The 25,794-nt window shown below is 37.2% G+C and carries 30 protein-coding genes and 3 pseudogenes; 22 read left to right on the top strand and 11 right to left on the bottom strand.

Annotated features, from left to right (window positions below; translation table 11 throughout):
• Positions 1-13 precede the first annotated feature (13 nt).
• Positions 14-202, bottom strand: coding sequence for a YjcZ family sporulation protein (locus tag J7Q84_RS15060; RefSeq protein WP_209095512.1), 189 nt, complete (start codon positions 200-202; stop codon positions 14-16).
• A gap of 478 nt (positions 203-680) precedes the next feature.
• Here J7Q84_RS15060 and J7Q84_RS15055 point away from each other — a divergent pair, with 478 nt between their 5' ends.
• The 5 genes from J7Q84_RS15055 (at position 681) to J7Q84_RS15035 (ending at position 5,419) form a co-directional block, all read left to right on the top strand.
• Positions 681-1,244 carry a class I SAM-dependent methyltransferase gene (locus tag J7Q84_RS15055; protein WP_209095578.1) on the top strand — a complete coding sequence of 188 codons (564 nt, stop codon included), beginning with the start codon at positions 681-683 and terminating at the stop codon, positions 1,242-1,244.
• A gap of 32 nt (positions 1,245-1,276) precedes the next feature.
• Positions 1,277-2,542, top strand: a complete 1,266-nt coding sequence (locus J7Q84_RS15050) for a DEAD/DEAH box helicase (RefSeq protein WP_209095510.1) — start codon at positions 1,277-1,279, stop codon at positions 2,540-2,542.
• A 246-nt stretch (positions 2,543-2,788) separates the two neighbouring features.
• Positions 2,789-4,063 (top strand): kynureninase, encoded by a 1,275-nt coding sequence (gene kynU, locus J7Q84_RS15045; RefSeq protein WP_209095508.1) that lies wholly within the window; start codon positions 2,789-2,791, stop codon positions 4,061-4,063.
• 14 nt (positions 4,064-4,077) lie between these two features.
• Positions 4,078-4,701: an arylformamidase gene (kynB, locus tag J7Q84_RS15040; protein WP_209095506.1), complete on the top strand. Its 624-nt coding sequence runs from the start codon at positions 4,078-4,080 to the stop codon at positions 4,699-4,701.
• A gap of 16 nt (positions 4,702-4,717) precedes the next feature.
• Positions 4,718-5,419 (top strand): tryptophan 2,3-dioxygenase family protein, encoded by a 702-nt coding sequence (locus J7Q84_RS15035; protein ID WP_209095497.1) that lies wholly within the window; start codon positions 4,718-4,720, stop codon positions 5,417-5,419.
• A 42-nt stretch (positions 5,420-5,461) separates the two neighbouring features.
• Here J7Q84_RS15035 and J7Q84_RS15030 read toward each other — a convergent pair whose 3' ends face one another.
• Positions 5,462-5,854 carry a C40 family peptidase gene (locus tag J7Q84_RS15030; RefSeq protein ID WP_209095496.1) on the bottom strand — a complete coding sequence of 131 codons (393 nt, stop codon included), beginning with the start codon at positions 5,852-5,854 and terminating at the stop codon, positions 5,462-5,464.
• Positions 5,855-6,027: 173 nt separating this feature from the next.
• Here J7Q84_RS15030 and J7Q84_RS15025 point away from each other — a divergent pair, with 173 nt between their 5' ends.
• From J7Q84_RS15025 to J7Q84_RS15000, 7 genes and pseudogenes are all read left to right on the top strand, one after another.
• Positions 6,028-6,492: a GNAT family N-acetyltransferase gene (locus J7Q84_RS15025; protein ID WP_209095494.1), complete on the top strand. Its 465-nt coding sequence runs from the start codon at positions 6,028-6,030 to the stop codon at positions 6,490-6,492.
• A gap of 191 nt (positions 6,493-6,683) precedes the next feature.
• Positions 6,684-8,189, top strand: a complete 1,506-nt coding sequence (locus tag J7Q84_RS15020) for a spore germination protein (protein WP_209095576.1) — start codon at positions 6,684-6,686, stop codon at positions 8,187-8,189.
• Between the two features lie 29 nt (positions 8,190-8,218).
• Positions 8,219-8,716, top strand: a complete 498-nt coding sequence (locus tag J7Q84_RS18450) for a GerAB/ArcD/ProY family transporter (RefSeq protein ID WP_247739298.1) — start codon at positions 8,219-8,221, stop codon at positions 8,714-8,716.
• The gene (locus J7Q84_RS18445) at positions 8,709-9,308 is read left to right on the top strand and encodes a GerAB/ArcD/ProY family transporter (protein WP_348519865.1); all 600 of its coding nucleotides are present in this window, start codon (positions 8,709-8,711) and stop codon (positions 9,306-9,308) included. Before J7Q84_RS18450 ends, J7Q84_RS18445 begins: the two co-directional genes overlap by 8 nt.
• Positions 9,305-10,384 (top strand): Ger(x)C family spore germination protein, encoded by a 1,080-nt coding sequence (locus J7Q84_RS15010; RefSeq protein WP_209095492.1) that lies wholly within the window; start codon positions 9,305-9,307, stop codon positions 10,382-10,384. The genes J7Q84_RS18445 and J7Q84_RS15010 overlap by 4 nt, the downstream gene beginning before the upstream one ends.
• Before the next feature lie 158 nt (positions 10,385-10,542).
• A pseudogene (locus J7Q84_RS15005) lies at positions 10,543-10,763 on the top strand (P-loop NTPase family protein); the annotation flags it as partial.
• A gap of 79 nt (positions 10,764-10,842) precedes the next feature.
• Positions 10,843-10,998: a hypothetical protein gene (locus tag J7Q84_RS15000; protein ID WP_209095490.1), complete on the top strand. Its 156-nt coding sequence runs from the start codon at positions 10,843-10,845 to the stop codon at positions 10,996-10,998.
• A 161-nt stretch (positions 10,999-11,159) separates the two neighbouring features.
• On the opposite strand, the gene glsA is transcribed toward J7Q84_RS15000, so the two are convergent.
• Entirely contained in the window at positions 11,160-12,089 is a 930-nt protein-coding gene (gene glsA / locus J7Q84_RS14995) for a glutaminase A (RefSeq protein WP_209095488.1), read from the bottom strand.
• Between the two features lie 199 nt (positions 12,090-12,288).
• Between glsA and J7Q84_RS14990 the strand changes: the two are divergent.
• A pseudogene (locus tag J7Q84_RS14990) lies at positions 12,289-12,795 on the top strand (glucose PTS transporter subunit EIIB); the annotation flags it as partial.
• Positions 12,796-13,234: 439 nt separating this feature from the next.
• Complete coding sequence (locus J7Q84_RS14985; RefSeq protein ID WP_209095485.1) at positions 13,235-14,374, top strand: diglucosyl diacylglycerol synthase; 1,140 nt, start codon at positions 13,235-13,237, stop codon at positions 14,372-14,374.
• Positions 14,375-14,717: 343 nt separating this feature from the next.
• Here J7Q84_RS14985 and J7Q84_RS14980 read toward each other — a convergent pair whose 3' ends face one another.
• From J7Q84_RS14980 to J7Q84_RS14965, 4 genes are all read right to left on the bottom strand, one after another.
• The gene (locus J7Q84_RS14980) at positions 14,718-14,840 is read right to left on the bottom strand and encodes a YfhE family protein (protein ID WP_209095483.1); all 123 of its coding nucleotides are present in this window, start codon (positions 14,838-14,840) and stop codon (positions 14,718-14,720) included.
• Positions 14,841-14,907: 67 nt separating this feature from the next.
• Complete coding sequence (locus J7Q84_RS14975) at positions 14,908-15,468, bottom strand: GNAT family N-acetyltransferase (RefSeq protein ID WP_209095481.1); 561 nt, start codon at positions 15,466-15,468, stop codon at positions 14,908-14,910.
• 250 nt (positions 15,469-15,718) lie between these two features.
• The gene (locus J7Q84_RS14970; RefSeq protein WP_209095479.1) at positions 15,719-16,849 is read right to left on the bottom strand and encodes an amidohydrolase; all 1,131 of its coding nucleotides are present in this window, start codon (positions 16,847-16,849) and stop codon (positions 15,719-15,721) included.
• Positions 16,850-16,862: 13 nt separating this feature from the next.
• Positions 16,863-17,762: a TIGR01777 family oxidoreductase gene (locus tag J7Q84_RS14965; protein ID WP_209095477.1), complete on the bottom strand. Its 900-nt coding sequence runs from the start codon at positions 17,760-17,762 to the stop codon at positions 16,863-16,865.
• A gap of 249 nt (positions 17,763-18,011) precedes the next feature.
• Between J7Q84_RS14965 and recX the strand changes: the two genes are divergently transcribed.
• The 3 genes from recX (at position 18,012) to J7Q84_RS14950 (ending at position 21,057) form a co-directional block, all read left to right on the top strand.
• On the top strand, positions 18,012-18,818 hold the full coding sequence (gene recX, locus J7Q84_RS14960; RefSeq protein WP_209095475.1) for a recombination regulator RecX: 807 nt from the start codon (positions 18,012-18,014) through the stop codon (positions 18,816-18,818).
• Positions 18,819-18,911: 93 nt separating this feature from the next.
• Positions 18,912-20,588, top strand: coding sequence for an L-lactate permease (locus tag J7Q84_RS14955; RefSeq protein WP_209095473.1), 1,677 nt, complete (start codon positions 18,912-18,914; stop codon positions 20,586-20,588).
• 142 nt (positions 20,589-20,730) lie between these two features.
• Positions 20,731-21,057, top strand: coding sequence for a YfhH family protein (locus tag J7Q84_RS14950; RefSeq protein WP_209095464.1), 327 nt, complete (start codon positions 20,731-20,733; stop codon positions 21,055-21,057).
• Positions 21,058-21,082: 25 nt separating this feature from the next.
• Here the strand turns inward: J7Q84_RS14950 and J7Q84_RS14945 are convergent, their stop codons facing one another.
• Positions 21,083-21,235 (bottom strand): YpzG family protein, encoded by a 153-nt coding sequence (locus tag J7Q84_RS14945; RefSeq protein WP_209095462.1) that lies wholly within the window; start codon positions 21,233-21,235, stop codon positions 21,083-21,085.
• Positions 21,236-21,267: 32 nt separating this feature from the next.
• Positions 21,268-21,426 (bottom strand): small, acid-soluble spore protein K, encoded by a 159-nt coding sequence (locus J7Q84_RS14940; RefSeq protein WP_209095460.1) that lies wholly within the window; start codon positions 21,424-21,426, stop codon positions 21,268-21,270.
• 125 nt (positions 21,427-21,551) lie between these two features.
• Here J7Q84_RS14940 and J7Q84_RS14935 point away from each other — a divergent pair, with 125 nt between their 5' ends.
• The gene (locus J7Q84_RS14935) at positions 21,552-21,818 is read left to right on the top strand and encodes a YfhJ family protein (protein WP_209095458.1); all 267 of its coding nucleotides are present in this window, start codon (positions 21,552-21,554) and stop codon (positions 21,816-21,818) included.
• Positions 21,819-21,847: 29 nt separating this feature from the next.
• Here J7Q84_RS14935 and J7Q84_RS14930 read toward each other — a convergent pair whose 3' ends face one another.
• Positions 21,848-22,828 carry a metal-dependent hydrolase gene (locus J7Q84_RS14930; protein ID WP_209095456.1) on the bottom strand — a complete coding sequence of 327 codons (981 nt, stop codon included), beginning with the start codon at positions 22,826-22,828 and terminating at the stop codon, positions 21,848-21,850.
• A gap of 185 nt (positions 22,829-23,013) precedes the next feature.
• Here J7Q84_RS14930 and mutY point away from each other — a divergent pair, with 185 nt between their 5' ends.
• Positions 23,014-24,117: an A/G-specific adenine glycosylase gene (gene mutY, locus J7Q84_RS14925; protein WP_209095454.1), complete on the top strand. Its 1,104-nt coding sequence runs from the start codon at positions 23,014-23,016 to the stop codon at positions 24,115-24,117.
• Positions 24,118-24,128: 11 nt separating this feature from the next.
• On the opposite strand, the gene J7Q84_RS14920 is transcribed toward mutY, so the two are convergent.
• Positions 24,129-24,353 (bottom strand): hypothetical protein, encoded by a 225-nt coding sequence (locus J7Q84_RS14920; protein WP_209095452.1) that lies wholly within the window; start codon positions 24,351-24,353, stop codon positions 24,129-24,131.
• Positions 24,354-24,480: 127 nt separating this feature from the next.
• Here J7Q84_RS14920 and J7Q84_RS14915 point away from each other — a divergent pair.
• The 3 genes and pseudogenes from J7Q84_RS14915 to ntdP form a co-directional block, all read left to right on the top strand.
• A pseudogene (locus J7Q84_RS14915) lies at positions 24,481-24,675 on the top strand (gamma-type small acid-soluble spore protein); the annotation flags it as partial.
• Between the two features lie 186 nt (positions 24,676-24,861).
• The gene (locus J7Q84_RS14910; protein ID WP_209095450.1) at positions 24,862-25,119 is read left to right on the top strand and encodes a YgaB family protein; all 258 of its coding nucleotides are present in this window, start codon (positions 24,862-24,864) and stop codon (positions 25,117-25,119) included.
• 114 nt (positions 25,120-25,233) lie between these two features.
• Positions 25,234-25,764: a nucleoside tri-diphosphate phosphatase gene (gene ntdP, locus J7Q84_RS14905; RefSeq protein WP_209095449.1), complete on the top strand. Its 531-nt coding sequence runs from the start codon at positions 25,234-25,236 to the stop codon at positions 25,762-25,764.
• Positions 25,765-25,794 lie beyond the last annotated feature (30 nt).

Raw genomic sequence — 25,794 nt, 5'->3', positions numbered from 1 at the left:
ATTACATAGTTTGTTACCAGTAGCCATAGCCACCGTAGCCACCGTATCCACCGTATCCGCCGCCGCCGCAACAAGCAGCACCTACGATGATTAGCAGAATAAATAAAACAACAATCAACGCAAATCCCCAACCATATCCAAAGCCATGACCGTGGTCATGGCCGTGATCATGGCCGTGATCATGACATGATGATTTACTCATATAGCTATTCCTCCTTAAATATGTGTAGGAAGTTAATCATTATGGGATGACACGAGTCCTGTTTATGGACTCAATGTAGTATATGCTGTGCAGATAATTGAGAGCCAATCTACATAAAAAAGGGGCTTATATACATGGGGGACAAGAAGTAGTAGTATACAGGAATTTTATTTTTGGCTTATTGGTGTCACATAGGCCATTTTGAGAATAAAAACTATGTTCAAAGGAATAATATTTATATTTTTAAAATTAATTATTGTGAATATCTTTAATAGAAAACGATTTTCTGTAAAAGGGTATAATTGTAGTATACTTATTGGGGATCGCAATATATCGTAAGAGGGGATAAGCAGACTTCCTTAACGCTTAATGAGACTTTTATTTATAGAAGTGGTTTTGAAAAAACAATAAAGGAAAATGGTGATGATATTTGCTGGAATGGACCGGAGAACGAATTATTCCAAAACTGCTAAAACCGATGAATGGGATGTTATTAGAACATATAGCCAGATATTATTTCGCTACGCCCTATATCGAGGGAAGAGTATTAGATATTGCATGCGGTACTGGTTATGGATGTCATATGGTTGCTAAGGATCGGAAACGAGAAGTAAGGGAGATTGTAGGGGTAGATATTGATAAGGAAACATTGCTTTATGCTAATCGAGAATACCATCATCAGAAAGTGACTTATGTGCAGGGAAACGCGGTAGACCCTTCTTTACCAGAAAAATTGGGGATGTTTGATACGATTTTAAGCTTTGAAACAATTGAGCACGTAGAAGACGATAGAGTGTTTATGGACAACTTGTATCAGATGTTGAAGCCTGGAGGAACTCTAGTTTTATCGAGTCCGTTTGGAAGAGGAAGAGGAAAGCCTACAAGTGAACCTTTTCATGTTCATCAACTGACCCCGGAGGAGTTTGAGCAGCTATTCGATCGGTTTTCTAATGTAGATATTTATTATCAGAGGGGTGTAACCTTTGAAAAGCCGAGAGAGGGAGTCCGATATTTTATTGGAGTAGCAGTTTGTAAAAAGTAATTGAACGTTGAAAAAGAAAGGTTGATTATTCTTTGAATTTTATACAGTTAGGAATCAAGAACGAGCTAATTGATAGTTTAAGAAAAAACGGAATTGCAGTTCCAACTCCTGTACAAGAACAAACTATTCCTCTTTTATTAGACGGTAAAGATGTGATTGGAAAAGCTCAAACGGGCACAGGAAAGACGTTGGCGTTTTTATTGCCGATTATACAACAATTGAATCCCAATCAACAGGGAGTACAAGCAGTGGTTGTTGCCCCGACAAGAGAGCTGGCGCTGCAAATAACAAATGAAGCAAAAAAAATAATTCCAAATGAAGAAGAAACTCCTGTATTAGCGGTTTATGGAGGGCAAGATGTCGAGAAGCAAATGAAGAAACTGCAAGGAGGTGTATCCATTGTAATAGCGACACCGGGGCGCCTGTTGGATCATTTGCGCCGCGAAACCATTGATCTTTCAGAAGTATCCATGCTTGTCTTGGATGAAGCAGATCAAATGCTGCATATAGGATTTTTAAATGAGGTAGAGGATATTATTCAATATACACCTTCTAATAGACAGACGATGCTGTTTTCAGCGACTATGCCGGCTCAAATCCAGTCGTTGGCGCGGCGTTATATGCGTAATCCGAAAGAGATAAATATTCAAACATCCCAACTGATTGTAAAAGAAATCAGACACTTTGCGGTAGAAACGACAGACCGTGCCAAGCAATCAACTCTATGTCTCATGCTACAACGATATCGTCCATTTTTAGCTATTATATTTTGCCGTACGAAACGAAGGGTAAGTAAGTTGAACGCAGCGTTACTAGAACAAGGATATAATTGTGATGAATTACATGGTGACTTATCGCAGGCAAAACGAGAGCAGGTTATGAAACGGTTTAGAGAGGCAGAGATTCAGTTTCTGGTTGCTACGGATGTGGCAGCTAGAGGATTGGATGTTGAAGGGGTTACCCATGTATTCAATTATGATATTCCGCAGGATACAGAGAGCTATATTCACCGAATAGGCAGAACAGGAAGAGCTGGTGTAAAAGGAATGGCTGTTACACTAATAACGCCGAAGGATCGTATGTATGTGGATATAATCGAAAAGGGAATACAAATGCGGCTGAAACGACAGACGTTAGAACAAACTCGAACTGTAAAGTCGCCTGACACTAGAGATAAAGAGAAAGATAAAGAAAGAAGTAAGGATGGAAGTAAGAATAAATTTAAGAAGCCTGTTTCAAAACGTTCTAATCAATCTTCTAAAAAGAATTCCAAATCAGCTTTTAACCGGGCAAGATAATAAACGAAATTTTATAAAGCGGATATTCTACTGTTTGTTATTAATATGTTATAAGAGAGAACGAAGAAAAGGTTGGTTTTCTGGAGTTTTCTGTTACATTTGAAATGACCTTCACTATCAAAATAGTGAAGGTTATTTTTTTACATTATTATACAAATAAATTAATTTTTCTGAAAAGATTGACATGTTTTCCTCTAGTAGATTAACCTAATCTTAAGAGTAATTTTGTTAATGGGAGGGACAGCTATGTTTCAAGCGACGCGAAACTATGCGGAAGAGCTTGATTTTCAAGATGAGCTTTCTAAGTACAGAGAAGAATTTTATTTACAACCGGATTCCATTTATTTAGATGGAAATTCGTTAGGGTTGCTGTCAAAGCGGTCTGAGAGAACACTCCTTGATTTATTGGGATCATGGAAAACTCTTGGTATCGATGGATGGATGCAAGGAAAATATCCATGGTTTTATTTATCTGAAAGACTGGGAGAACTAAGCGCTCCTTTAGTAGGTGCAGAGCCGGAAGAGGTTATTATAACTGGTTCAACTACAACGAACCTTCATCAGCTTGTAGCAACGTTTTATAATCCGCAAGGAAGCAGAACGAAAATTTTGGCAGATGAGTTGAATTTCCCCTCTGATATTTATGCTCTGCAAAGCCAGCTTCGTTTAAAAGGGTACGACCCAGATACGCACTTGATTCGAGTAAAAAGCAGAGATGGGCGTACTATTGACGAAGAGGATATTATTGCAGCCATGACAGAGGAAGTTGCATTAGTAGTACTACCTACAGTCTTATACCGAAGCGGCCAGCTTCTTGATATAGCAAGACTAACAAAAGAAGCTCATAACCGTGGTATTTTGATTGGATTCGATGGCTGTCATTCTGTAGGAGCCATTCCGCATCAGTTTAGTCAATGGGGTGTTGACTTTGCATATTGGTGTAATTATAAATATTTAAACAGCGGACCTGGTGGAGTTGGAAGCTTGTATGTTAATAAAAAGCATTTCCATCGCTTGCCTGGGCTTGCAGGCTGGTTTGGTTCACATAAAGATAAGCAGTTTGATATGGAGCATAGCTTTACTCCTGCAGGTACAGCAGGTTCATTTCAAATTGGCACACCGCATATATTGAGCGCAGCGCCGCTTATTGGTTCATTGGAAATGTTTGCAGAGGTAACGATTGAAAAGGTACGTGAAAAATCACTTCATATTAATCGTTATTTAATGGACCTAATTGAGTCAGAGTTAAGAGATTTTGGTTTTACTATAGGAAATCCAAAGGAAGATACGCGACGCAGCGGTCATGTTTGTTTAGAACATGAAGAAGCAGCGCGAATTTGTAAGGCGTTAAAGGAAAATGGTATAGTACCTGATTTTCGTGCGCCTAATGTAGTGCGCTTAGCACCTATAGCATTGTATACCTCTTATGTGGAGGTATGGGACGCTGTGCAAACTCTGAAAAAAATCATGCAAGACAAGCAGTATGAAAAATATGAAAATAAGCGTGAAGTTATTGCGTAAAAGGGGTTTAAAAAATGAAGTTCATTGATATATCCCGAAAGCTTGAAAATGAGACGCCAACTTGGCCTGGGGACACACCATTTTCGTATGAAGTGAGCTGGACAAAAGAACAAAGCGGCTCAGTCAATGTTGGTAAGCTTACGATGAGTATTCATACCGGCACTCATGTAGATGCACCGTTTCATTTTGATGATAAAGGCCGCCGCATTTATGATTTGGATTTAAATTTGTATATGGGTGTGGCTCGAGTAATTGATGTATCAGGCAAAACCAGCATTGGTGCAGATGATTTAAGAGAATTTGATTTGACTGGAACAGAAAGAATCTTGCTTCGTACGGGATCTTGGGAAGATGCAAATAAGTTTCCAGAAACTATCACATATTTACGAGCTGATATAGCACCGTTTTTAGCAAAGCAGGGTATTCGTTTAATCGGAGTAGACGTACCTTCTGTAGACCCGCTTGACAGCAAAGAGCTGTCAGCACATCATGCTTTGCATGAGCATGACATTCATATTTTAGAAGGAATATGCTTAGATAACGTACAGTCAGGTGATTACGAGCTGATTGCGCTGCCTCTTCCGTTAGGAGAGGCAGACGGCAGTCCGGTTCGTGCCGTACTTCGAACATTAGGATAAAAATGGGGGAAAGAACATGGAGAATACAACAAGAAAGTTAACAGATTATGAAAAGTACATTCGTACAGAAGAATTATTAGGATTGCAAAAAACAGACAATGAATTATGCTGTGATGATGAACTGACATTTCAAATGATTCACCAAATTGCCGAATTACATTTTAAATTAATCATTCAATATATTCATCTTGCTGATAAGCATATGAGAGCAAATGAAATAACAAAGGCATCTGCACAACTACAACGTACAAATATACATCTAGATCATCTTCCGGGCGTATTTGATATGGTAAAAGTTGTAAGTCCACGTGATTATCATACGATTCGTTTGGCGCTTGGACGAGGAAGCGGTCAAGATTCTCCAGGCTTCAATGAAATTTTAAAATTAGGTCCAACATTGTGGGAACCATTTGAAGCTTTGTTAAAGCAACGTGGCTTAACACCGCTTGAATTGCATAAAAATGCTGCAGATCATTTTGAATTGTTTCAATTAATGCAGGCACTAACTGAGTTTGACGAGAGATTTCAAACATTCCGCAAGCATCATATCCAGCTTGTGCGTCGCATGATCGGTCTGAATACAAAGAGCTTAAAAGGTGTTCCTGCACAGGCATTAGAAAGAGGTGCACGCTTTGAGTTTTATCCACAGCTTTGGCAAGCAATTTGCGATTTAACTGACTGGACAGGATCAAGCTACAATCCGCAACCGCTAGATTAAGAGAAATGTAACGAAAAACTCCTTGTGTTTCACAAGGAGTTTTTAAATTACCCTTTTTGCACCCATAAACATGGAGGTCCAATAGGAATTGAGTTCCGATATAGTCACTTGTGCTCCTAAATGATAGGTATGCAGCATCAAATTATTTCCCATATAAATTGCTACATGCCCAATTTTGGCGATGCCGGTTTTCTTTGTTCTTTGTTCATTGGTAAAGAATAACAAATCACCTTTTTGAAGACTATCAAAGGCTATAAAATCACCTGCTTGAAATTGCTGCCGGGAGCTTCTCGGAAGGGTGATTCCGTTCAAACCAAATACGTATTGCACAAAGGAGCTGCAATCGAATTTTTTTGTTTGAGCGGCAGGTGCCTTAAATGAATAAGGCGTTGCTAAATATAACAAGCCTGTGGCAATGATTCGATCTGCAAGCATTATAATCCCTCTTTTTAAGTATATATATTATACAATTCAGGCAGCAGTGAATTTGCTTAGACAAGCGTCCAATCGAGCAGTATTTTTGTATATTAAAAATGTCTATTTAATCGAAGAAGTAATTAAAGCTTCATGAAAATAAAATTAAGTTGTGAAAGGAAAGGAAGATGGGCATGAGTGAATTAAAGCTTCGAAAAATGGAAGATGGTGAGTTTGCTAACTTTTTAGAGAACATCATTCCTCGCTACGCTGAAAGTATTGCAAAGAATGTTAGAGAAGATAATGATAAGGCATTGCAGCGGTCTCAGGAACAAATAGACGGTTTATTACCACAAGGAAATAATACGCCAAACCATTATTTATTTCATCTATGTGATGGAGAGACCGCTATTGGGGATTTGTGGATATTTATTGATGAAGAACAAAGCAGAGCATTTCTCTATGAAATATTCATTTTAGAAGAATATCAAGGGAATGGATATGGTACAAAGGTAATGCAACTAACAGAGAAGTGGCTTCGAGAAAAGAATATACGTCAATTCCAGCTGCATGTATTTGGACATAATCATGGTGCACGCCGTCTGTATGAACGCATCGGCTTTGAGATTATGGGGATTAGTATGATGAAGGAGTTATAATATCAGCCGATATGGATGAGAATATGTTATTAAAAGGTATAAAATAATCATAGTAAGAGAAGTGTTTGGACCTCATTCAAATGAATGAGGTCTTTTGTTTAAATTCTAATTTTTTGACTAATATTAAGGTAAATGCTTTTTTAGTATAGTGAAAGGGGAGGTGCGATGTGAATGATAAAGTTGATACTTTAATGAAGCAACCCGGATCTTCTCAACCAATTAAATCTATGTCAGCGCTGATTAAGTCTTTAAAAAAATCAAGGGATTTTATCTATTTTACTTATACAGAATCAGAGCAGCCGCTTTATATTTCTTATTTCCGCACATTGATCAATCAAGATATGCTACATAGAGATGTTCTTTCGTATGTTTTAGAGAGGAATATCGAATCACTACGACAACTGCAATCAGCATTCCCAATTGAACAAGTAGAAATTTCAGATGATATAGATGTGATTACGAAAAGTATTTTAAGCGGACACGTCATGATCCGAATGGAAGAGAATGCGTCTTCTTGTGTGCTAGTAAATATATGTGGCAGGAAAGAGCGACAAATCTCGAAGCCGGATATTGAATATAATGTTATCGGGCCGCAAGAGGCATTTGTAGAATCTATAGAAGTTAATTTAGGGTTAATACGCAGAAGACTTCCTATTTCTACTTTAACGGTGAAAGAAGTGACAATCGGTGAGCTATCCCATACATGTACGGCAGTCGTTTACATTGATGGGATAGCAAATGAAGATAATGTCGAGTATTTACTTAATAAATTAAAAGAAGTAGAAATTGACAATGTAACAGACAGTTCCTATCTTATTCGAATGCTTGAAGATAATCCAAATTCCCTGTTTCCACAATCAATCAATACCGAACGACCGGACCGGGTGGCCGCAGTACTGGCAGAAGGGAAAATTGCATTATTTGTTGACGGTACTCCATATGTAATGACTCTTCCTACTACCTTAGTCGAATTTTTTTCCACACTTGAAGATTATAATTTGCCTTGGATTATGGCTTCTTGCTTTCGTTTATTGCGTGCGTTTGCTGTTTTATTTTCTATTTTAGCAACGCCGTTATATGTAGCAATATTGACGTATCACTATGAAATTATTCCAAAAGAGCTTCTTGAGACATTGATTGCTTCTCGAAGTAAAATTCCCTTTCCACCTGTCATTGAAGCTATATTTTTAGAAGGAGTCATCGAGCTTTTGCGTGAGGCAGGGGCGCGGCTTCCTTCTAAAGTGGCATTGACGGTCGGAATCGTAGGTGGTATCGTGATTGGCCAAGCTTCAGTAGAAGCCAGTCTAACGAGCAATATTTTGATTATTATAGTTGCCTTATCGGCACTATCTTCTTTTACTACACCGATTTATAAAATGAGTAATACAATTCGCTTGCTTCGTTTCCCATTTATGTTAGCAGCGCAAATGATGGGTTTATTTGGAATCATGATTTTCAGTTTGTTTGTGTTAACACACTTGTTGCGATCAAAATCATTAGGAAGACCCTATCTTGCACCATTTTATCCAACAAGATTTTCTGATTGGAAAGACAGCATTATCCGTTTAGATATGTCTTTTTTATCAAAACGTCCAATTACTGCACAAGCCCAAATACGTGAACGTTTTGATGTAGAGAAAGTAAAGCAGAAGAAAAAGAAGATAAAGGAAATGAAGAAAAGTGACTTTGATGAATAGCATTCATTTTATGATGACAGAGGAATTTTATGAAAAAAGTGCCAGTTGAATATCAAGTATCTCCGTCAGTGGTCTTTTTTCTTGTTAACTCTTTGCAAGTAGGGGTGGGAATATTAGGGTTTGGAAGAATAGTAGCAAAAATGGCTGGAAATGATGGTTGGATAAGTGTATTAATTGCTGGTATTACTGTGAATATAGCGATATGGGTCATTTACAAACTTTTGAAAGATGGAAGCGGAGGCATTATAGCAATACATCAAGAACTATTTGGGAAATGGTTTGGGAATATCCTGAGTCTTGTGTTTATTCTGTACCTTTTTTTGGCAAATTTGACCATTATACGAACGTATGTTGAGGTCATACAAGTGTGGATGTTTCCATTCGTGCCAACATGGGTATTTGTAATAGTCATTCTTATGCTTGCTTATTATGTGGTTTCTGGAGGATTTCGAGTAGTGGCAGGTATTTGTTTTTTTTGGAGTTATTGTTCCAAGTTGGTTGTTCTTCACACTTTTTTATGTGATTAAGTACGCAGATTTTCGAAATATTCTTCCAATATGGAATCACACCGTTATCGAAATATTGAACGGGGTAAAGGGAGTGTCTTTTAGTATACTGGGATTTGAACATATATTATTTTATTATCCATTTATAAAAAATGCTCAACACTCTCAAAAGTATGCTCATTACGGAGCTTTTTTTACGACGTGTCTTTACATATATGTATTTTTAGTAACATTTGCATTTTTTAGCGAAGAGCAGCTTTCAAGAAATATATGGTCATATTTAAGTATGATTAAAATTATTAATTTTCCTTTTATTGAGAGATTTGAATATATTCTTATCTCATTTTGGGCCTTTATTGTATTGCCTAACATTGTACTTACTTTATGGGCAGCAAGCAGAGGGCTAAAAGAAATGTTTCAAGTTAAGCAAAAATATCCATTGCTCGTAATGCTCTTGATGGTCTTATGTATTACACCCTTTCTTAAGGATCGAAATATAATCAATATAATGAACGACTGGAATGGTAAATTGGGCGTATATCTTATCTTTTGTTATTTACCTGTTCTTCTTATCATTCAGACGATACAAAGAAAGCTAAGGAGATCCGTATGAAAAGAAAGCTATTGGTACTTATATGGATAGTGATTCTTGCAGGGTGCGGACAAACAAGAATTGTGGATGATGTAAACTTAGTTCAAGTAGCGGCTTTTGATGCAGCTTCAGATAAAAAATTCACAGGAAAATTCATTGTTGCTACTTATAAACAAAATGGCGATATAGAAATTGAAATTTTTTCAGCAACGGGACAAACGAGTGATCAGGTGTTAGCTAGGGCATCCAATAAATCTCCGAGACCTCTTGTCATAGGGCAGCTACGTGTCGTCATATTTGGTGAAAAGCTCGCTAAAAAGGGATTAAAGGAAATTTTAGATACGTTGGATCGTGTTCCGAATGTCGGAAATCTTGTATATGTCAGTGTTGCTGATAAGAAACTAGATGCCATTTTAAAATCAAAATATCCAGCCGAAGGCGAACTTGTTAGTTATTTGTCATCATTAATTGAGCAGGAGATGGACAAAGGTTTGCAGCCACATAGTAACTTATTTTTATTTTTAAAGGCTTTTTATGATAAAACAAGTGATCCTTACATGCCGTTTATCACTAAAACAGGGAATGATATAGATTTAAAAGAAGTAGCTTTATTTCGTAGAGATAAATTTGTAGGGACAGTTACTTCTAAAGAAATGTTTATATTTAAAATACTGGCAGATAAATATGAATATGGAGAATATGAATTTCAGGTGCAAGACAAAAATAGGAGTTATATAGGCCTTCGAAATATAAAGTCTAAAACGAAGTATTCATTAGTGGATAATAGTAACCATCCTTTTATACAAGTAAATATCAACATAAACGGAAAAGTACAGGAATTTACAAAAGAAAAAAACCTTGAAAATCCAAAAACTGTAGAAAAAATAGAGGATGCTATGGAAAAATCTATAAAAAAACAAGCAATACAGTTAATACGGAAGTTTCAAAAAAAGCATATAGACCCGCTTGGTTTAGGAAAAGTATATAGAAGTCATACACGAGACTGGAATGAAAAAAAGTGGTATGAATTGTACCCAAATGTAATGGTCAAAGTAAATGTAGATGCAGAAATTATTCAATCTGGTGTTGTTGAATAGCCTTGTAGAATCAGGCTGTTTTTCTACACCTTTTTTCTATTTCCGCGGAAATATTTCATCGGAAAAGAAAATTCGACAATAGTACATTTTCGCTAATAATTAACATTTCCTTCTTCGTTATAATTTTGTAGGATAAAATAATGACGGGGTTTTGATTAAAGGTTTTACTGGCAAAGCTGTTATTGGAACAGCCAAAAGCATTACTTTTAGACGAGCCGACAAACCATTTAGATGTAACAGCCAAAGAAGAACTAAAACGTGCATTGAAAGCATGTAAAGGAACCATTCTTCTTGTATGTCATGAACCTGGTTTTATGAGGACTGGGATACGAAAACATGGAATGTGGAAGAGTGGTCCCAAAAAGCAGTGCAAAAATAAGGAAGCAATCTCCACCTATAAAAAATCATATTTTGTCCCATACTAACATTGTGTTATTCTAACAAAAGGAGTGAAAAGTATGGGACGTGGCAAAGCTTTTCATCATAAGAAAAAGGGACATGCTCCACAACCGCCGAAGAACGCGATTATCCATAAAGATATCAATGAGCATACAGTAGAAGAGGAAGAGCTGCCGGTTACAAAAGAAGCATTTAAAAACCGTATTCCTCGATAAAGAGAAAAGGGTACTTCACATAGGGTGAGGTAGCCTTTTCCACTTTGTTATAGGGGATAAAACACTTAAAAGCATCGTATAGAGAGGAGAGTGATGGCTGCTCAGCTTTGAGAGCTTCTTTACAAAGGAATAAGCACAATTGCTTCCTTGTACTAGACTTTTTAAAACATACTCCAATCCTCTTCTTCGGATAATATTTCTAAAAGCTTCATTCCTGCGAGGCTATTGCCTTTAGCATCAAGAGCAGGGCCAAAGATACCTACCCCGAGTTGATCTTTTACACATCCGAGAATTCCTCCAGCCACACCGCTTTTTGCCGGTATGCCTACTTTAATCGCAAATTCCCCAGATTCATTATACATTCCGCATGTTACCATAAATGTCTTGCAAATACGTGTCACTTCCCGAGGAATGAGTTGTTTTTGACGATAAGGGTCATACCCGCCATTTGCAAATAGAAGACCAATTCGGGATAAATCTAGACAATTTACTTCAATTGCACACTGTTTTGTATAAAAATCAAGTAAATCTTCTACATTACCCTCCACTATATGATTTTGTTTCATGTAATAGCAAAGTGCGCGGTTTAAATGAGCTGTTTCAAATTCTGATTGTGCTACTTCGTTAGAATAGGAAATAGTTGGATTATCTGTTATCTCCCGCACAAAGCTTAATAATCGACTCATTTTCTCTTCATTTGATTCTCCCATAATCATATTGGTTACCGCTAAGGCTCCTGCATTAATCATGGGATTCAGTGGTTTAGACGGATTACTTGTTTCTAATTTAATGATGGAGTTAAATGGATCACCTGTTGGCTCCATTCCAACTCTTCCAAACACATACTCTTTTCCTCGATCCATTAATGCCAGAGCAAGTGTCAACACTTTGGATATGCTTTGCAGTGTAAAAAGAACATGTGCATCTCCTGCATAAGTAAGATTATTCTCCTTATCTATAATAGCAATCCCGATATGCTGGGAGTTCGCATATGAAAGTGCGGGGATATAAGTCGCTACATTTCCTAAATGAGTATAATCGCGTACTTGTTCAACTAAAGATTCTAAATGATTTATTACTATATTTTGCATGTGTTTCACCTCAGTGTATCAAACTAATTAAAAAATGTACTTACCTTTAAAATACCCAATTTGATAAGGGAAGAGCAAGCTTTTTTGAGTAGTATTATCTAGTATAAAGTTATTTTAATAAAATTTAACCTTTGAATTATAAACATCTAGACAACTGTATGTTATATTTTTTCCTATAGTTTAGAAATCATTTTTTTAACATGGTATACACGCTGTATTAACAGGTATTTCTTTATGGCTGACAACCGCCATGGGAATTCACCATGGCTTTGGTTTCTCAGCTGGGGCTATTGACTACTTCTTAAATTATAAATTGGCAACTAAGCCTATTTTGCTTATTCCTATCGGATTAGCATTTGGGGTCATTTACTTTATCGTATTTTATTTCTTAATCAGGAAATTAGATCTTAAAACACCGGGACGTGAAGATGATGTTGATATGGACGAAGAAGAAAGTGCACAGCATACAAGCACATCTGTAGGAGCATCTTATCTTGCTGGACTAGGCGGTAAAGAGAATATCACTGAGGTTGATAACTGTGCAACACGCTTACGTTTAACAGTAAAGGATGCTGGTCTCATTGACGAGGCTGCTTTAAAGAAAGCAGGAGCAAAAGGTGTTAAGAAATTAAACAATACAAGTGTACAGGTTATTGTTGGAACAAATGTGGAATTTGTAGCTGAAGAGATGAAAAAGTTAGTATGATAAGAAAAAGTGCAGGATTATCTCCTGCACTTTTTCTTATAGTAATATTTCTCAATATGCGAGTTCTTTAGTTGGTTCATTTGATCAGTGTCTAATAAATTCCTTAATTTAGGAAAAAAGTAGTGTAAAGAGGAATTACTCTGTATACTTAATATAGTTACTTTTCAAAAAACTCAACGTAAAATTTACATAGATGTAAAGGGAAATATACAAATTTGAAAGAATATGGAGTAGTAGAATGAGTATGATTAATGTAGAAAACAGTTATTGTAAGTAAATTGAGAAAAGTATAACAATAAAATACAGATACACTGAAATGGTGTTAAAGGGGTAAGACAGTTATACTTTGCATGTCCACAACAATTATATAAATAAGTTCTTTGCGAGGAGTAAGAAAATGAAGAAAGTATTAAGGACAGAGCGCTAGGAGTGGATTTGTTTGATTAAAAACCCCAAGGTGTTAATTTTGACGGCTCATTACGGCAACGGACATGTGCAAGTAGCTAAAACGCTTGAACATACATTTCGTCAAAATAGTATAGCAGATGTTATAGTGTGTGATTTATTTGGAGAATCGCACCCTGTTATTACCGATATCACAAAATATTTATATTTAAAGAGCTATACAGTCGGCAAAGAATTATATCGTCTGTTTTATTATGGCGTTGAAAAGATATACGATAAAAAAATAGCAGTGTGGTATGCGAATTTTGGAAGAAAGCGACTAAAGGCTATTCTTAGAGAGGAAAAGCCAGATATTATTATTAACACTTTTCCAATCATCACAGTTCCGGAATTGAAAAAACAAGCTGGTTTTTCTATTCCAGTTTATAACGTGGTAACGGATTTTTGTGTTCATAAAATTTGGGTTCATCATCAAGTTGACCATTATTTTGTCGCAACTGATTATGTTAAACAAACATTAATTCAAATAGGTGTTTCATCTAAGCGTATTAGTGTAACAGGTATTCCAATCCGACAAAACTTTGAAGTTCTAAGTACAACAGAAAGTTTATATGAAAAATATGGATTATGCTCTACTAAAAAAACATTATTGATTGTTGCAGGAGCTCATGGTGTACTGGGAAACGTAAAAGAACTGTGCGAGTCATTTGTAACAGTTCCAGACTTGCAAATTGTAGTTGTTTGCGGGAAAAATGAGCTATTGCAAGAAGAATTGAGCGAATTTCAACAACAGTATAAAGACCGATTAAAAGTATTCGGATATGTAGAGAACATTGATGAATTATTTCGGATTACTTCATGCATGATTACAAAGCCTGGCGGCATTACTTTGAGTGAAACTGCAGCATTGCAGGTACCTGTAGTATTATATAAGCCAGTACCAGGACAAGAGAATGAAAATGCTGTATATTTTGAGAAAAAAGGTGCGGCGATAGTCATTCGAGAGGATGATGAGATATTTCAAAAGACGAAAGAATTACTTCAAAATGACGCTCGGTTGTTGCGAATGAAAGAAGCCATGGGCACAGTTCGGCAGCACAATGCAGCCATCCACATTGTGGATACTATACTAAATAACTTTGAACTGACACAAGAAGAAAGAGTATTAGTATAATCTGTAACCTGATAAAGCATCCTCGTGTGGATAAACATGGGGACTTTTTGCTTTTTAAAGTCATATTCATTTTATCCACAAAAGAAAACGCATACACTATAATAGTATTTTTAAAATATTAACAAAATAATTCACACAATCCACATAAGGAAATAGAATTATCCACATTTATATAAACAAAATAGCTACTCTCCCTCATAGTTTCTGTTCAGTAATTAACAAGTTATTCACAATTGTTGAAAAATTGTGGAAAAAGTTATTCACAAAAGAAAACTCCTTTCCTATCCGAAAGGAGTTTTTCTTATATAATAGTAAATCATTCTCATAGATGCGAGCTTACAGATTAATACACGCCTCTTGGTTTATATCCTGCTGCACGATCAGCTTTTTTGAATTCTCTGCCGTATAATACCTCTTGTGTCGAAGATAGTGTACTTCTTGATTTTTCACGTTTTTTCTTATCCATTTCGCATCACCTCAAGTTTAAAATAACTATCTTCTAGGTTTTCCAATGACAGGTGATTATATACTAATTACGCTTCTTTTAATTGGTGATGTTCGTGGTATGCTGTTCCTTCTCGTAGTGTGTGAAGTGTATATTGATCTTTCGAAATCTCATATAAGTTATAAATATTGCCTTCGGCGTTAATTTGCTCATATACATGCTTTCTTGTTTCATTAGCGAGTGTGACGTAAGGAAGTTTTTCTGCGGCTTTCATAGAGCGAATGTTCACTTTACGAATTCGCATAAAAATTGTTTCAATTTCAAGCTCATAAAAAAGCTCATGGAAAAAAGCATCTTTTGCCGGCTTATTATATCCACATCCATGATATGGTTTACCAAGCCAGGTTCCTAAAAATCCTGCGCCTTCCTGAATATCAAACAAATTAATTGTACCAATGGGATTACCCCACTCATCTAAAATTGTTCTTGAAATTAGTTCTCCACGCTCTTCTGCTTCGATTGTTTGTTTCGTCAAGAAAAGAAACTCTTCGTATGAATATGCTTTTTGACGCACAAAAGGGAAGACATCCGGGTGCACCATCAGCTCATAGAGAACATAGGAGTCGTGTAGGTCACGTTTTTTAAGCATACTAATCCTCCTCATGAGGGCAGTATGCTCCTTACGTGCACATCCCACCCTCGAAATTTTTTTATTTGCATAAGAAAATTTCGGGGTGGGAATCGAACCCACTAGAACCAGTCCTTACAGCTGGTGGCGCACCATTTGCCTTCCCCATAGGTCAATTTGAAAGTAAAACAACATACAACGAACCAGACAAATTGATCATGGTTTTTTACAGTTATAATCGTATGATACTTTATATTATGAAAAAAGAAAACTAGTTTTTTTTGTTTTTTTTGTAAATAATTTTTCCATTTATCATAGTTATTACCGGCTTGGCTAAATAGTGGAAGGGATGGTGTGTCCATAACACGATATCTGCATCTTTTCCAATTTCCAAGCTGCCTACTTTATGTTCAATTTGTAAGTTTCTAGCAGGGTTGATAGTGATTCCTGCTAGAGCCTTTTGCTCATCTAATCCTTCACGAACAGCAAGAGCAGCGCAGACATTCAAATACTGAATAGGTGTATAGGGATGATCTGTTGTAATTGACACCTCTATATCGTATTCACATAGGGCCTGGTATGTGTGCCAAGTTTTATTTTTTAATTCCACTTTTGAACGCCGTGTTAATGTTGGACCGACCGATACTTTTAGGTTCCTTCCTGCTAGTTCCTCTGTTATTAAGTGACCTTCTGTACAATGCTCAATTCGTAAGTCTAGGTTAAATTCTTCAGCAAAACGTACTGCAGATAAAATATCATCTGCTCGGTGAGCATGAATACGTACTGGAATTTCACGACGTAATGCTTTTAAAATAGGAGCCATACGAAAGTCTAAATCATGGCCGTAATGACTTGCTTCATGAAATGCTTCGCGCAGCATTCCCATGATTCCCATACGTGTGATGGAATCTTTGTTACCATTGCTGTGGATACGCTTGGGATTTTCCCCAAGAGCAAGCTTTAATCCAGCGGGCTCCTTTATAATCATTTTATCAATACTTTTTCCAGCAGTTTTGATGGTACATGTTGTGCCGCCAATAACGTTTTGGCTGCCTGGCATAACGTGAACGGTAGTAACTCCATTTTGAACCGCATCTTGAAATGCGATATCAAGTGGGTGAATACCATCCATTGATCGTATATGAGGGGTTAGTACCTCAATCGTTTCGTTTGCGTCATTTCCTGCCCAACCGGTACCCTCATCATATAAACCTAAGTGTGTATGAACATCAATAAAACCGGGAAGAAGATGAAGGCCGCGGGCGTCAATAACAGTTATATCGTCTGTAGCCTCAATATTCCGTTCTATAGCTAAAATTTTACCATCATTCACCAATAAATCCCCTTGTGTTTTTGGAGAGGTAATTGGGTAAATTATGGCTTGCTTAAACAGTGTTTTCATGACAGTCCCCTTGTTATTTCAATATATCGAATAATGCTTCTTCAATATTAGAATAAGAATGAACGTAATCGTTATTCATTGCTTTTTTGGGAAGTACTTTTTGCCCATCAACTATAAGGCTGCTCATTTCGCCAAGTAACCCCCTTAGTACAAATTCGGGAACGGGAATCCAATGAGGTCGATTTAGAACCTTGGAAATAGTTTTTCCGAATTGTTTCATGGTGACTGGATGAGGAGCGGTTACATTCAATGGACCAGAAACAGCTTCATTTTCCAATGCAAAGGCAATCATTTTTACAGCGTCATCTAAGTGAATCCAAGACACCCACTGGTCACCTGAGCCGATTGTACCTCCAATAAACAGTTGATACGGTAAGATCATTCTTGGTAAGGCTCCTTCATTCTTTCCTAGAACGATACCGAATCGTGCATAAATGGTTCGAATACCCAACTGATCGGCTTTCTGAGCCTCATTCTCCCAATTTACGACGGTTTGAGCGAGAAAGTCAGTTCCATGCTTCAAGTTATCTTCAGTAAATGTTTCAAACAAGGAGGTACCATAATAACCGACTGCACTAGCATTGATGAAAGTTTTCGGAAGATGATCGAGTTGCTTTAGGTGTGTAATTAAAGCTCTTGTTGAGGTTATTCGGCTGTTCATAATCTGCTCTTTTTTCGATGGTGTCCAACGTCCGCTATTTATCGGCTCTCCTGCTAAATTAATAACAGCATCGATTGAAGAAAAAGGAAGGGATGAGTGAGAAGGATCCCATTGTACGTATTGTAGATTTTCAGAGTCAGCAGGATGGTTTTCGCGGCGGGTTAGCACATATATCCGATGACCTTGGCTTATTAAATAGGAAGTCAACGCCTTTCCGATAAAACCTGTACCCCCAGAAAGCATAATATCCAAAAATGATCACTCCTTACTGTAATATATGTTATTTCCATTGGGTTGGAGCCCGTTTTATTCTATTTTATCCTGTACTGGTGTAAGAGTGCAAAAATCTAAGAAGTATAGAGGGAGTAACTCTGTTTGTATCCATACCCTCGGTCAAATAGCTGCGACTAAATCAACGTGCCTGCCGGAAAAAGTGCATAGTTTGAATAATGAGTCTCGTTTCAGTTGTATGATACAATTATAGCAAGTGAGGTGAGGAAAGTGGCATTGATTACAAAAATTGAAATGCAAAAGAAAAATAAAGAAAGATACAACATTTACATAGATAAAGGTGCAGGTGAAGAATACGGATTTAGTGTGGACGAACATACGTTAATCCATCATGGATTACGAAAAGGTCTGGAAATTGATGAGATTGAGCTGACTAATATTCTTTATGACGAAGAGGTTCGAAAAGGGTACCTCCTTGCAATTTCTTATCTTTCTTTTCAGATGCGCACTAGAAAAGAGATACAGGAGTATTTAAAGAAAAAAGAAATAGGTAATCAGGTTATTTCAGAAGTGATTGATAAATTGTCTGAACAAAGTTACATCAATGAACGTGAATATGCATGTGCTTATGTTCGAACTCAAAGTAATGTCCCGATGAAGGGCCCCGATCTAATTCGGCGAGAGTTGGTGGAAAAGGGTATTTCAATCAGTATGATTATAGAGAGCTTACATGAATATCCGGAAGAGAAGCAAATTGAAAATGCGGAGCGTCTATGCCAAAAGAAAGTAAATAGTTATAAGCATTTATCCGCTCTTAAAGTCCGGCAGAAGCTTGAGGAAATGCTGACTCGTAAGGGATATCCGCGCCATATTATTTCTATTGGACTAGAAAGTATAGAAACAAAAAAAGATAGTGATGAGGAGTGGCAAGCGCTTGTCCATCACGGCATGAAATATCATGAAAAATATAAAAAGTTGGAAGGATGGGCATACGAAAGCAAAATGAAGCAAGCACTATATCGAAAAGGATTTGCTTTAGAGGCTATTGAGCGATTTTTAAGTGAACAACAAAATTAGTAAGGTATATCTTTCTCTTTTTTTTATCCTATATGAATGGTTTGTGGAAGTAGACAAATACTAAAAAAAACTCATAGGAAAAGGGGAAGAAGGATGGGAATTATTGAATTCATCACAGCCGCAATGCCGATATTATCAGTTCTTATATTTCTTGTTATTTTACGTCTGCCGGCTACCACAGCTATGCCTCTTAGTTATATAGTGACTGTAATTCTAGCATATGTTGTTTGGAAAGTTCCATTGCTTCATATTTCTGCTGCTACTCTCGAAGGTTTATTTATCACAATCACAGTGTTATGGATCATCTTTGGAGCTATTCTACTTCTGAATACATTAACATACAGCGGTGCTATGGATGTAATTCGAAATGGTTTTATTACCATTACGCCGGATATGAGAATTCAGGTTATTATTGTTGCATGGTTGTTTGAAGCCTTTATTGAGGGAGCAGCAGGGTTTGGAACACCTGCTGCCATTGCAGCTCCATTATTACTCGCTTTGGGTTTCCCGCCTCTTGCAGCAGTAGTTATTGCATTAATTGCTAACAGCAGCCCAGTTCCCTTCGCTGCTGTCGGGACACCGATGCAAGTGGGAGTTGCCCAAGGTTTAATGCAGGGAGGCAATGTTGCACCTGAAGTAGGTACAGTTTTAACTGAAAAAGGAATAGATTTTGGACAGTTTTTACAAAATATTGGTGCACAAGTTGCGAGAATTGATGTACTGGTTGGGACCTTTATTCCTCTGATTCTTGTGCTGATTTTAACGAGGTTTTTTGGAAAAAACAAATCCTGGGGTGAAGGATTTGAGGTTGCTGGCTTTGCGATTTTTGCAGGTCTATCTTACACTATACCTGCATTACTGGTTGCTTCTTTTATCGGAGTAGAATTTCCTACATTGCTTGGTGCGTTAGTCGGGCTGGCTCTTGTAGTCACGGCTGCTAAAAAAGGGTTTTTATTGCCTAAAGAGCCGTGGCGTTCTGTTATAAAAGAGGAAACAGTGAATGAACGGGAGCAAAAAGAAAATGAACGGGATGCAGAACGTGGATCAGGGCATATTTCCTTGCTGCTTGCATGGACTCCGTATTTATTGATTGCGTTGATATTGGTGCTAACGCGATTAATACGACCATTAAAAGATTGGCTGACTTCTATTACGATTATCTGGAAGGATATCCTTGGAACAAAAGTGAGTTCATCATTTTCTCCCCTTTATTCTCCTGGTGCGGTTTTTATTCTTGTAGTGCTTATTACTGTGTTTATTCATAAAATGGATGGAGAAAAAGTAAGGAAAGCCCTTAGCGAGTCTGGAAAAGCAATGATCGGTACTTCTATAGCGCTTGGCGCATCGATTCCGATGGTGCGGATTTTTATAAATTCAGCTGTTAATCTTGCTGGATTAGAGAGCATGCCAATTGAGCTTGCGGAGCTTGCCTCCAAAGCATTCGGGGGGACATGGCCTCTTGCAGCTCCCTTTATAGGAACGTTAGGAGCGTTTATTGCTGGAAGCGCCACCTTCAGCAATATGATGTTTACCTTATTTCAATTTAGTGTAGCCGAAGTAAATGGTTTTTCTCATGTGCTTATTATAGCTCTACAAGTACTTGGGGCTGCCGCAGGAAATATGATTTGTGTTTCCAATGTTGTGGCAGCGGCGGCAGTTGTCGGGTTATTAGGAAAAGAAGGAACCATCATCCGCTTTACATTAGGACCCAATATGTTTTATGTTATTGCGTCTGGTATTATTGGGTTGCTTATTACATATTTCTTGTGACAAGGCCCTTATATTTACGTGTTTCATGATATTATGAGAGGAGGGCAAGTACTCGCCTTCTCTTCCCCCTTTCATATTATAAAGGATAACGATCCTTAGTGATGAAAGGGGGAAGTAGAATTTAATAATAAGGATGATGATAGTGCATACGCAGAAACGATATAGTGAAATGACAGAATTTGAATTACGAGAAGAAGTTCGCGTACTTAAGGAGAAGGCAGTAAAGGCGGAACAGCTTGGTATGGTTAATGAATATGAGGTATTAACCAGAAAAATGGTAATGGCTAAAGCATATATGACAGATTTATCCCAGTTCATGGTTGGAAACACATACGAGCTTGCAGAAGAAGATACCCGTTTTAAAATTACATACTTTAATGGAGTATTTGCATGGGGCTATCGTGAAGATAATCTAACAGAGGAAATAGGCATTCCAATTTCATTATTGAAAAAGCCAGAGAAACAGTAATTTCTCTGGCTATCTAATTCTTGCATTAATACTTGCGCTTTTTCGTTTCGTTTGCCAATATAACGAGTGATTGTGTCATTTGTGTTTGTCCATTCACTTGCGCTTTTGCATGCTTTGGACGTGTCCATGTATGATTAAAGAGCTCAGAACGTCGGTCTAAATGATCACGGTAGCTCATCGAATCACCTCAAATTTAGGATAAAAAGCCAATTATGCTTCTTGCTGCGTGGCAGCATGCATACGTTCTTGTGGATGAGTGTTGATAGAACCATCGGGACGCTTGGATGCAAAGCGAGCCTTTGCTTTTGGCTCTCCGTCAATTTTACTTTTGTGTTTAGATTTTGACCAAAACTCGGCTTGTCTACCCAAGAAGAAGACCCCCTTCAACAAAGGTGTGATATTCGATTGAATATCAATAATAGCGTATGTTAAATCAAGAAGGAATATGTAAGAGTAAAGCTTCGTAAAATCTTCCAACGAAAGGAGAATAAAGTATGAATGAAGCACTTAAAAGACTAACGGCAAAGCTCCTTAAGAAAAATGAATTTTTATCATATGCGCAAGCGCAAGCATGGGTTGAATTATTATGGGAAGACTTTGAAGCAACCTATGCTAAGGCTGGGGAATATCATGGCAATGAGATGACAGAGGCGGTTGTTGCCAAAAGAATCGAACAACATGGAACCCATTTTCATCTCGTCAAAACCAATAACCCTAAATACAGTCATTTGATTAATAGCGATGATTATTTAAAACATTAAAAGCAATGATTAGACTCTAATCATTGCTTTTAATTTGGAATTAAATTCAATTTTTTACGAAGCTTTTCTTCGCTGAAAATCCATCCAGTGTATGAGGCGGTTATGTTTAAGTCTTTATCAAGATGAACGATTGCTACGAACGGATAATAATCTTTGCTTCGATACCGCAAATCAATAAATCGGACTTCATAATGGTCATCATATTCGAATAAGTCCCAACGGTACACAGGAGAAAAGGATAAGAAGGCAGAAATATTATGATCTTTTTGAGCAGCTTGTATGACAGGGTTGCGAGGTAAAGGAACCCTATCGAATTTGTCATGAATCATTATATTTCCTCTTCTTGCGCGAGCGACGTAAAAGTGTGTATCTGTTACAATAGCGAGATGATAATGATAAAAGCGATATGTTGGTGAAATCAGAACTTGCTCCACATTTTTAAACCGTTTTTTTACAATGCTTTCGATATTTTGTTTCATGATGCTTCTTCCTACATAATAAAACCCTGTCAATATATAAGCTGCTAAACATGTGTAGCCTTTATCAGTTCCTATAAAAGTAAGTACAATGGCAAATGCATGAATAAGAAAAATTACCATGTCAAAGGTATTAATCACACCAAGAGCTACCCACCTTTTTGTAAAAGGACGCAAGGCTTGTGTGCCGTACGCGTTGAAAATATCAACAAATACGTGCAGAAATACCGCAATAAAGGACCAAAGCAATATATGTAGGTAAGGGGCTGCCGGAAAGAAGAGATACGCAAGAGCGCTGACCAATAGAGTCCAAATCATGACTGCTGGAATTGAATGAGTAATTCCGCGGTGATTGCGTATATACTTGGCGTTATTTTGTAATTTTAAAACTGTGTCAATATCAGGTATATTAGATCCGACAATTGTTGCCAACATGACCGCTTGCATGGCTGTTTCATTTTGACTGATTGCAGGGTCAAGTGTGGCAAGACCGCCGAGTGTAATGCCCATGACTAAATGAGTGGCTGTATCCAATCTGAATCCCTCCCATTTCTTGCATTCACTTGGTTAATACTTTACCTTTTTTTGGTAATATAAGCAAGACGGAAAATGCTAACGACTATAAACATTTTGCTAGATGTTGTGTTTTCCTTATAATAATATTTATATCCTAAATAACAAATTCTCAATGCATAAATGAAAATTAATGGAGGGTTATATTGAAACAATATTTACAAGTTTTAGAAGAATTTAACATAAAAGGATTTCAACAGGATTTAATTAGTTGGTTTGAAAGGGAGCAACGCGACCTCCCGTGGAGAATAAATAAGGATCCTTATCGTGTTTGGGTTTCTGAGATAATGCTTCAGCAAACACGGGTAGAAGCGGTGAAGCCTTATTATAAAAACTTTATGGATAAGTTTCCGACGCTTGTAAGCCTTGCAGAAGCTCATGAAGATGAAGTATTGAAAGCATGGGAAGGTTTAGGCTATTATTCCCGTGTTCGCAATCTTCACGCAGCAGTAAAGGAGGTACAAGAAAGCTACGGAGGAAAGGTACCAGATACACCTGATGAAATTGGAAAATTAAAAGGAATTGGGCCGTATACAAAAGGTGCAATCTTGAGTATTGCTTATGGAAAGCCCGAACCTGCTGTAGATGGAAATGTTATGCGGGTGTTATCCCGGATTTTATCTGTGTGGGACGATATTGCAAAAGTGAAAACCCGTAAGCTCTTTGAAGCTATTGTTCGTGAAATTATATTTGAAGAAAACCCTTCTTACTTTAACCAAGGGTTGATGGAACTCGGTGCCCTTATATGCATTCCAAAAAGTCCAGCATGCCTTCTTTGTCCAGTCCGGAATCATTGTCGAGCATTTCATGAAGGAGTACAAAAGGAGTTGCCGGTAAAAAGCAAAGCCAAGGCTCCGACTATGGTTCCTATTGTTACAGGGGTGCTTCGTACGAAGACTGGAAAGTATTTAGTGAATAGACGTCCCAATAGCGGATTGTTAGCAAATATGTGGGAATTTCCTAATGTGGAGATAAAAGAAGGAATGAGTAATCAAAAGCAACAGTTAGCTTACTATATGAAAGAGAACTTCCAAGTAAATGTTCTGGTACAAGATTATTTGACAAATATCCAACATACTTTTTCGCATCGCACGTGGGATATTTTTGTTTTCAGTGGTATTATCAGTGAAGACATAAAAGAAAATGAGGAAGTAAAGCTTTTGAAGCCAGAGGAGTTTGAACAGTATACATTTTCACGCTCCCATAAAAAAATATATGAAGAATGTGTACAAAAAGCGAGCCTGTTATAAAGGCTCGCTTTTTAATCGTACGATATTCTTGTTCCGTGCGTCCAATCCCCTTCGTGCCGCTCTAATCCACCGCGCATTTCAATTTCTTTTATAATTTCTTTGTAGATGGTTTGGCCTTCTGCATTTAAATAGGGCATCATTTGTTGTAATGAGTGATGAAAAAAAGCAAGTTCATCCTTTTTCCATTCATTTTTAGAAATCATGGAAAGTTCAGTCATATCTCGTCCAACGTACATTGTATAAACCTCCTTTAACCGCTTTTCTGTTAGTGTAAGTGAAGAGAGGAAGAGATATACAAATAAAAAAATAATTTAATAAATTTTGGGGGGATATCCAAAAGATATGTTGGTTACATTATTGGTTGTGGGGGTGAGAATTATGAATAATCAATCACAAAAAGGCTATCCTAAAACAACTTCAGGAGCAAGTATTCAAAAGGTGACACAAAGTAATGCAGCGTACGGACAAGAATTTTCTACTGAGACTGATGTGCAGGAAGTCAAACAAGCAAATGCACAAGCGGAAGCGAAAAAATCTCAAGCTTCTGCAAATTACTCCAATCCTCAACAATAATGCAAGAAACACTTCCTTGCTAGAACAAGGGAGTGTTTCTTATTGTACTCTCATATTTCATCTTTATTCATCCGACACAAATTCTAATATGTCAACAAATGTAGTCAAAGGAGAAGGAGAGAGAAGTTCGAATTATTCTAAGTAGTACTTTTTGAAAGGAGCTGTTAGGGTGTGAAGCAGTTTAATGATCTTGTTACAGAACAAATGAAGATTATGGACCAATTGTTATATTTACAAGGAGAAGCGGAACGGTGTGAAGAGATCAAAGCAACGTTGTCAGAGTTTCAAGATGAAGCAAAGATCCGAAGATTAGAAGAAGAAATGCATAAAATACAACAGCAACTAAAACATATACAAGAAACATTTGAAAAACAGACGCTCGAAGTCATTCAATCGTTTGAAAAAGAAAGAGCGGTAATACTTACATAAATGGAGTCACTCGTATAGAGTTGGCTCTTTTGTTTTAAAATTGCTCTATAACCGTTATAATAGTAAAAAAGACACTAACGGGATAAAGCGTCCGCAATGAAAGAAGGGAGAAAAATGGGCTTTCCCAAAGAAGGAGAAAAGATACAAATTCACAGCTATAAGCATAATGGTTTCATTCATAGAATTTGGGATGAGACGACCGTCTTGAAAGGGATGCAAAGTCTGGTGATTGGAGCAAATGATCGTACGTTAGTAACAGAATCTGACGGGAGAACATGGGTTACACGTGAGCCAGCTATATGTTATTTCCATGCGAATTACTGGTTTAATATTATCGGGATGCTTAGGCAGGATGGGGTATATTACTACTGTAATATAAGCTCGCCGTTTGCTTATGATGATGAAGCATTAAAGTACATTGATTATGATTTAGATATTAAAGTGTATCCTGATATGACGTATGTATTGTTAGATGAAGATGAATATGAAAAACACCGTAAGTTGATGAATTATCCTCCTGTTATCGATACTATTTTAAAACGTAATCTAGAATGCTTAACACAATGGATATATCAGCGTAAAGGACCTTTTGCCCCGGACTTTATTGATACTTGGTACGAGAGGTATTTAATGTTTAAAAGTTAATTTGGAAAAACCTGCCATATACATAGTGCA

The sequence above is a fragment of the Bacillus sp. 165 genome (assembly GCF_017742235.1).
Taxonomy (GTDB): domain Bacteria; phylum Bacillota; class Bacilli; order Bacillales; family Bacillaceae_G; genus JAGHKQ01.
Note: the sequence above shows the minus strand (reverse complement) of the source record. Positions and strands in the feature narration are given on the sequence as shown.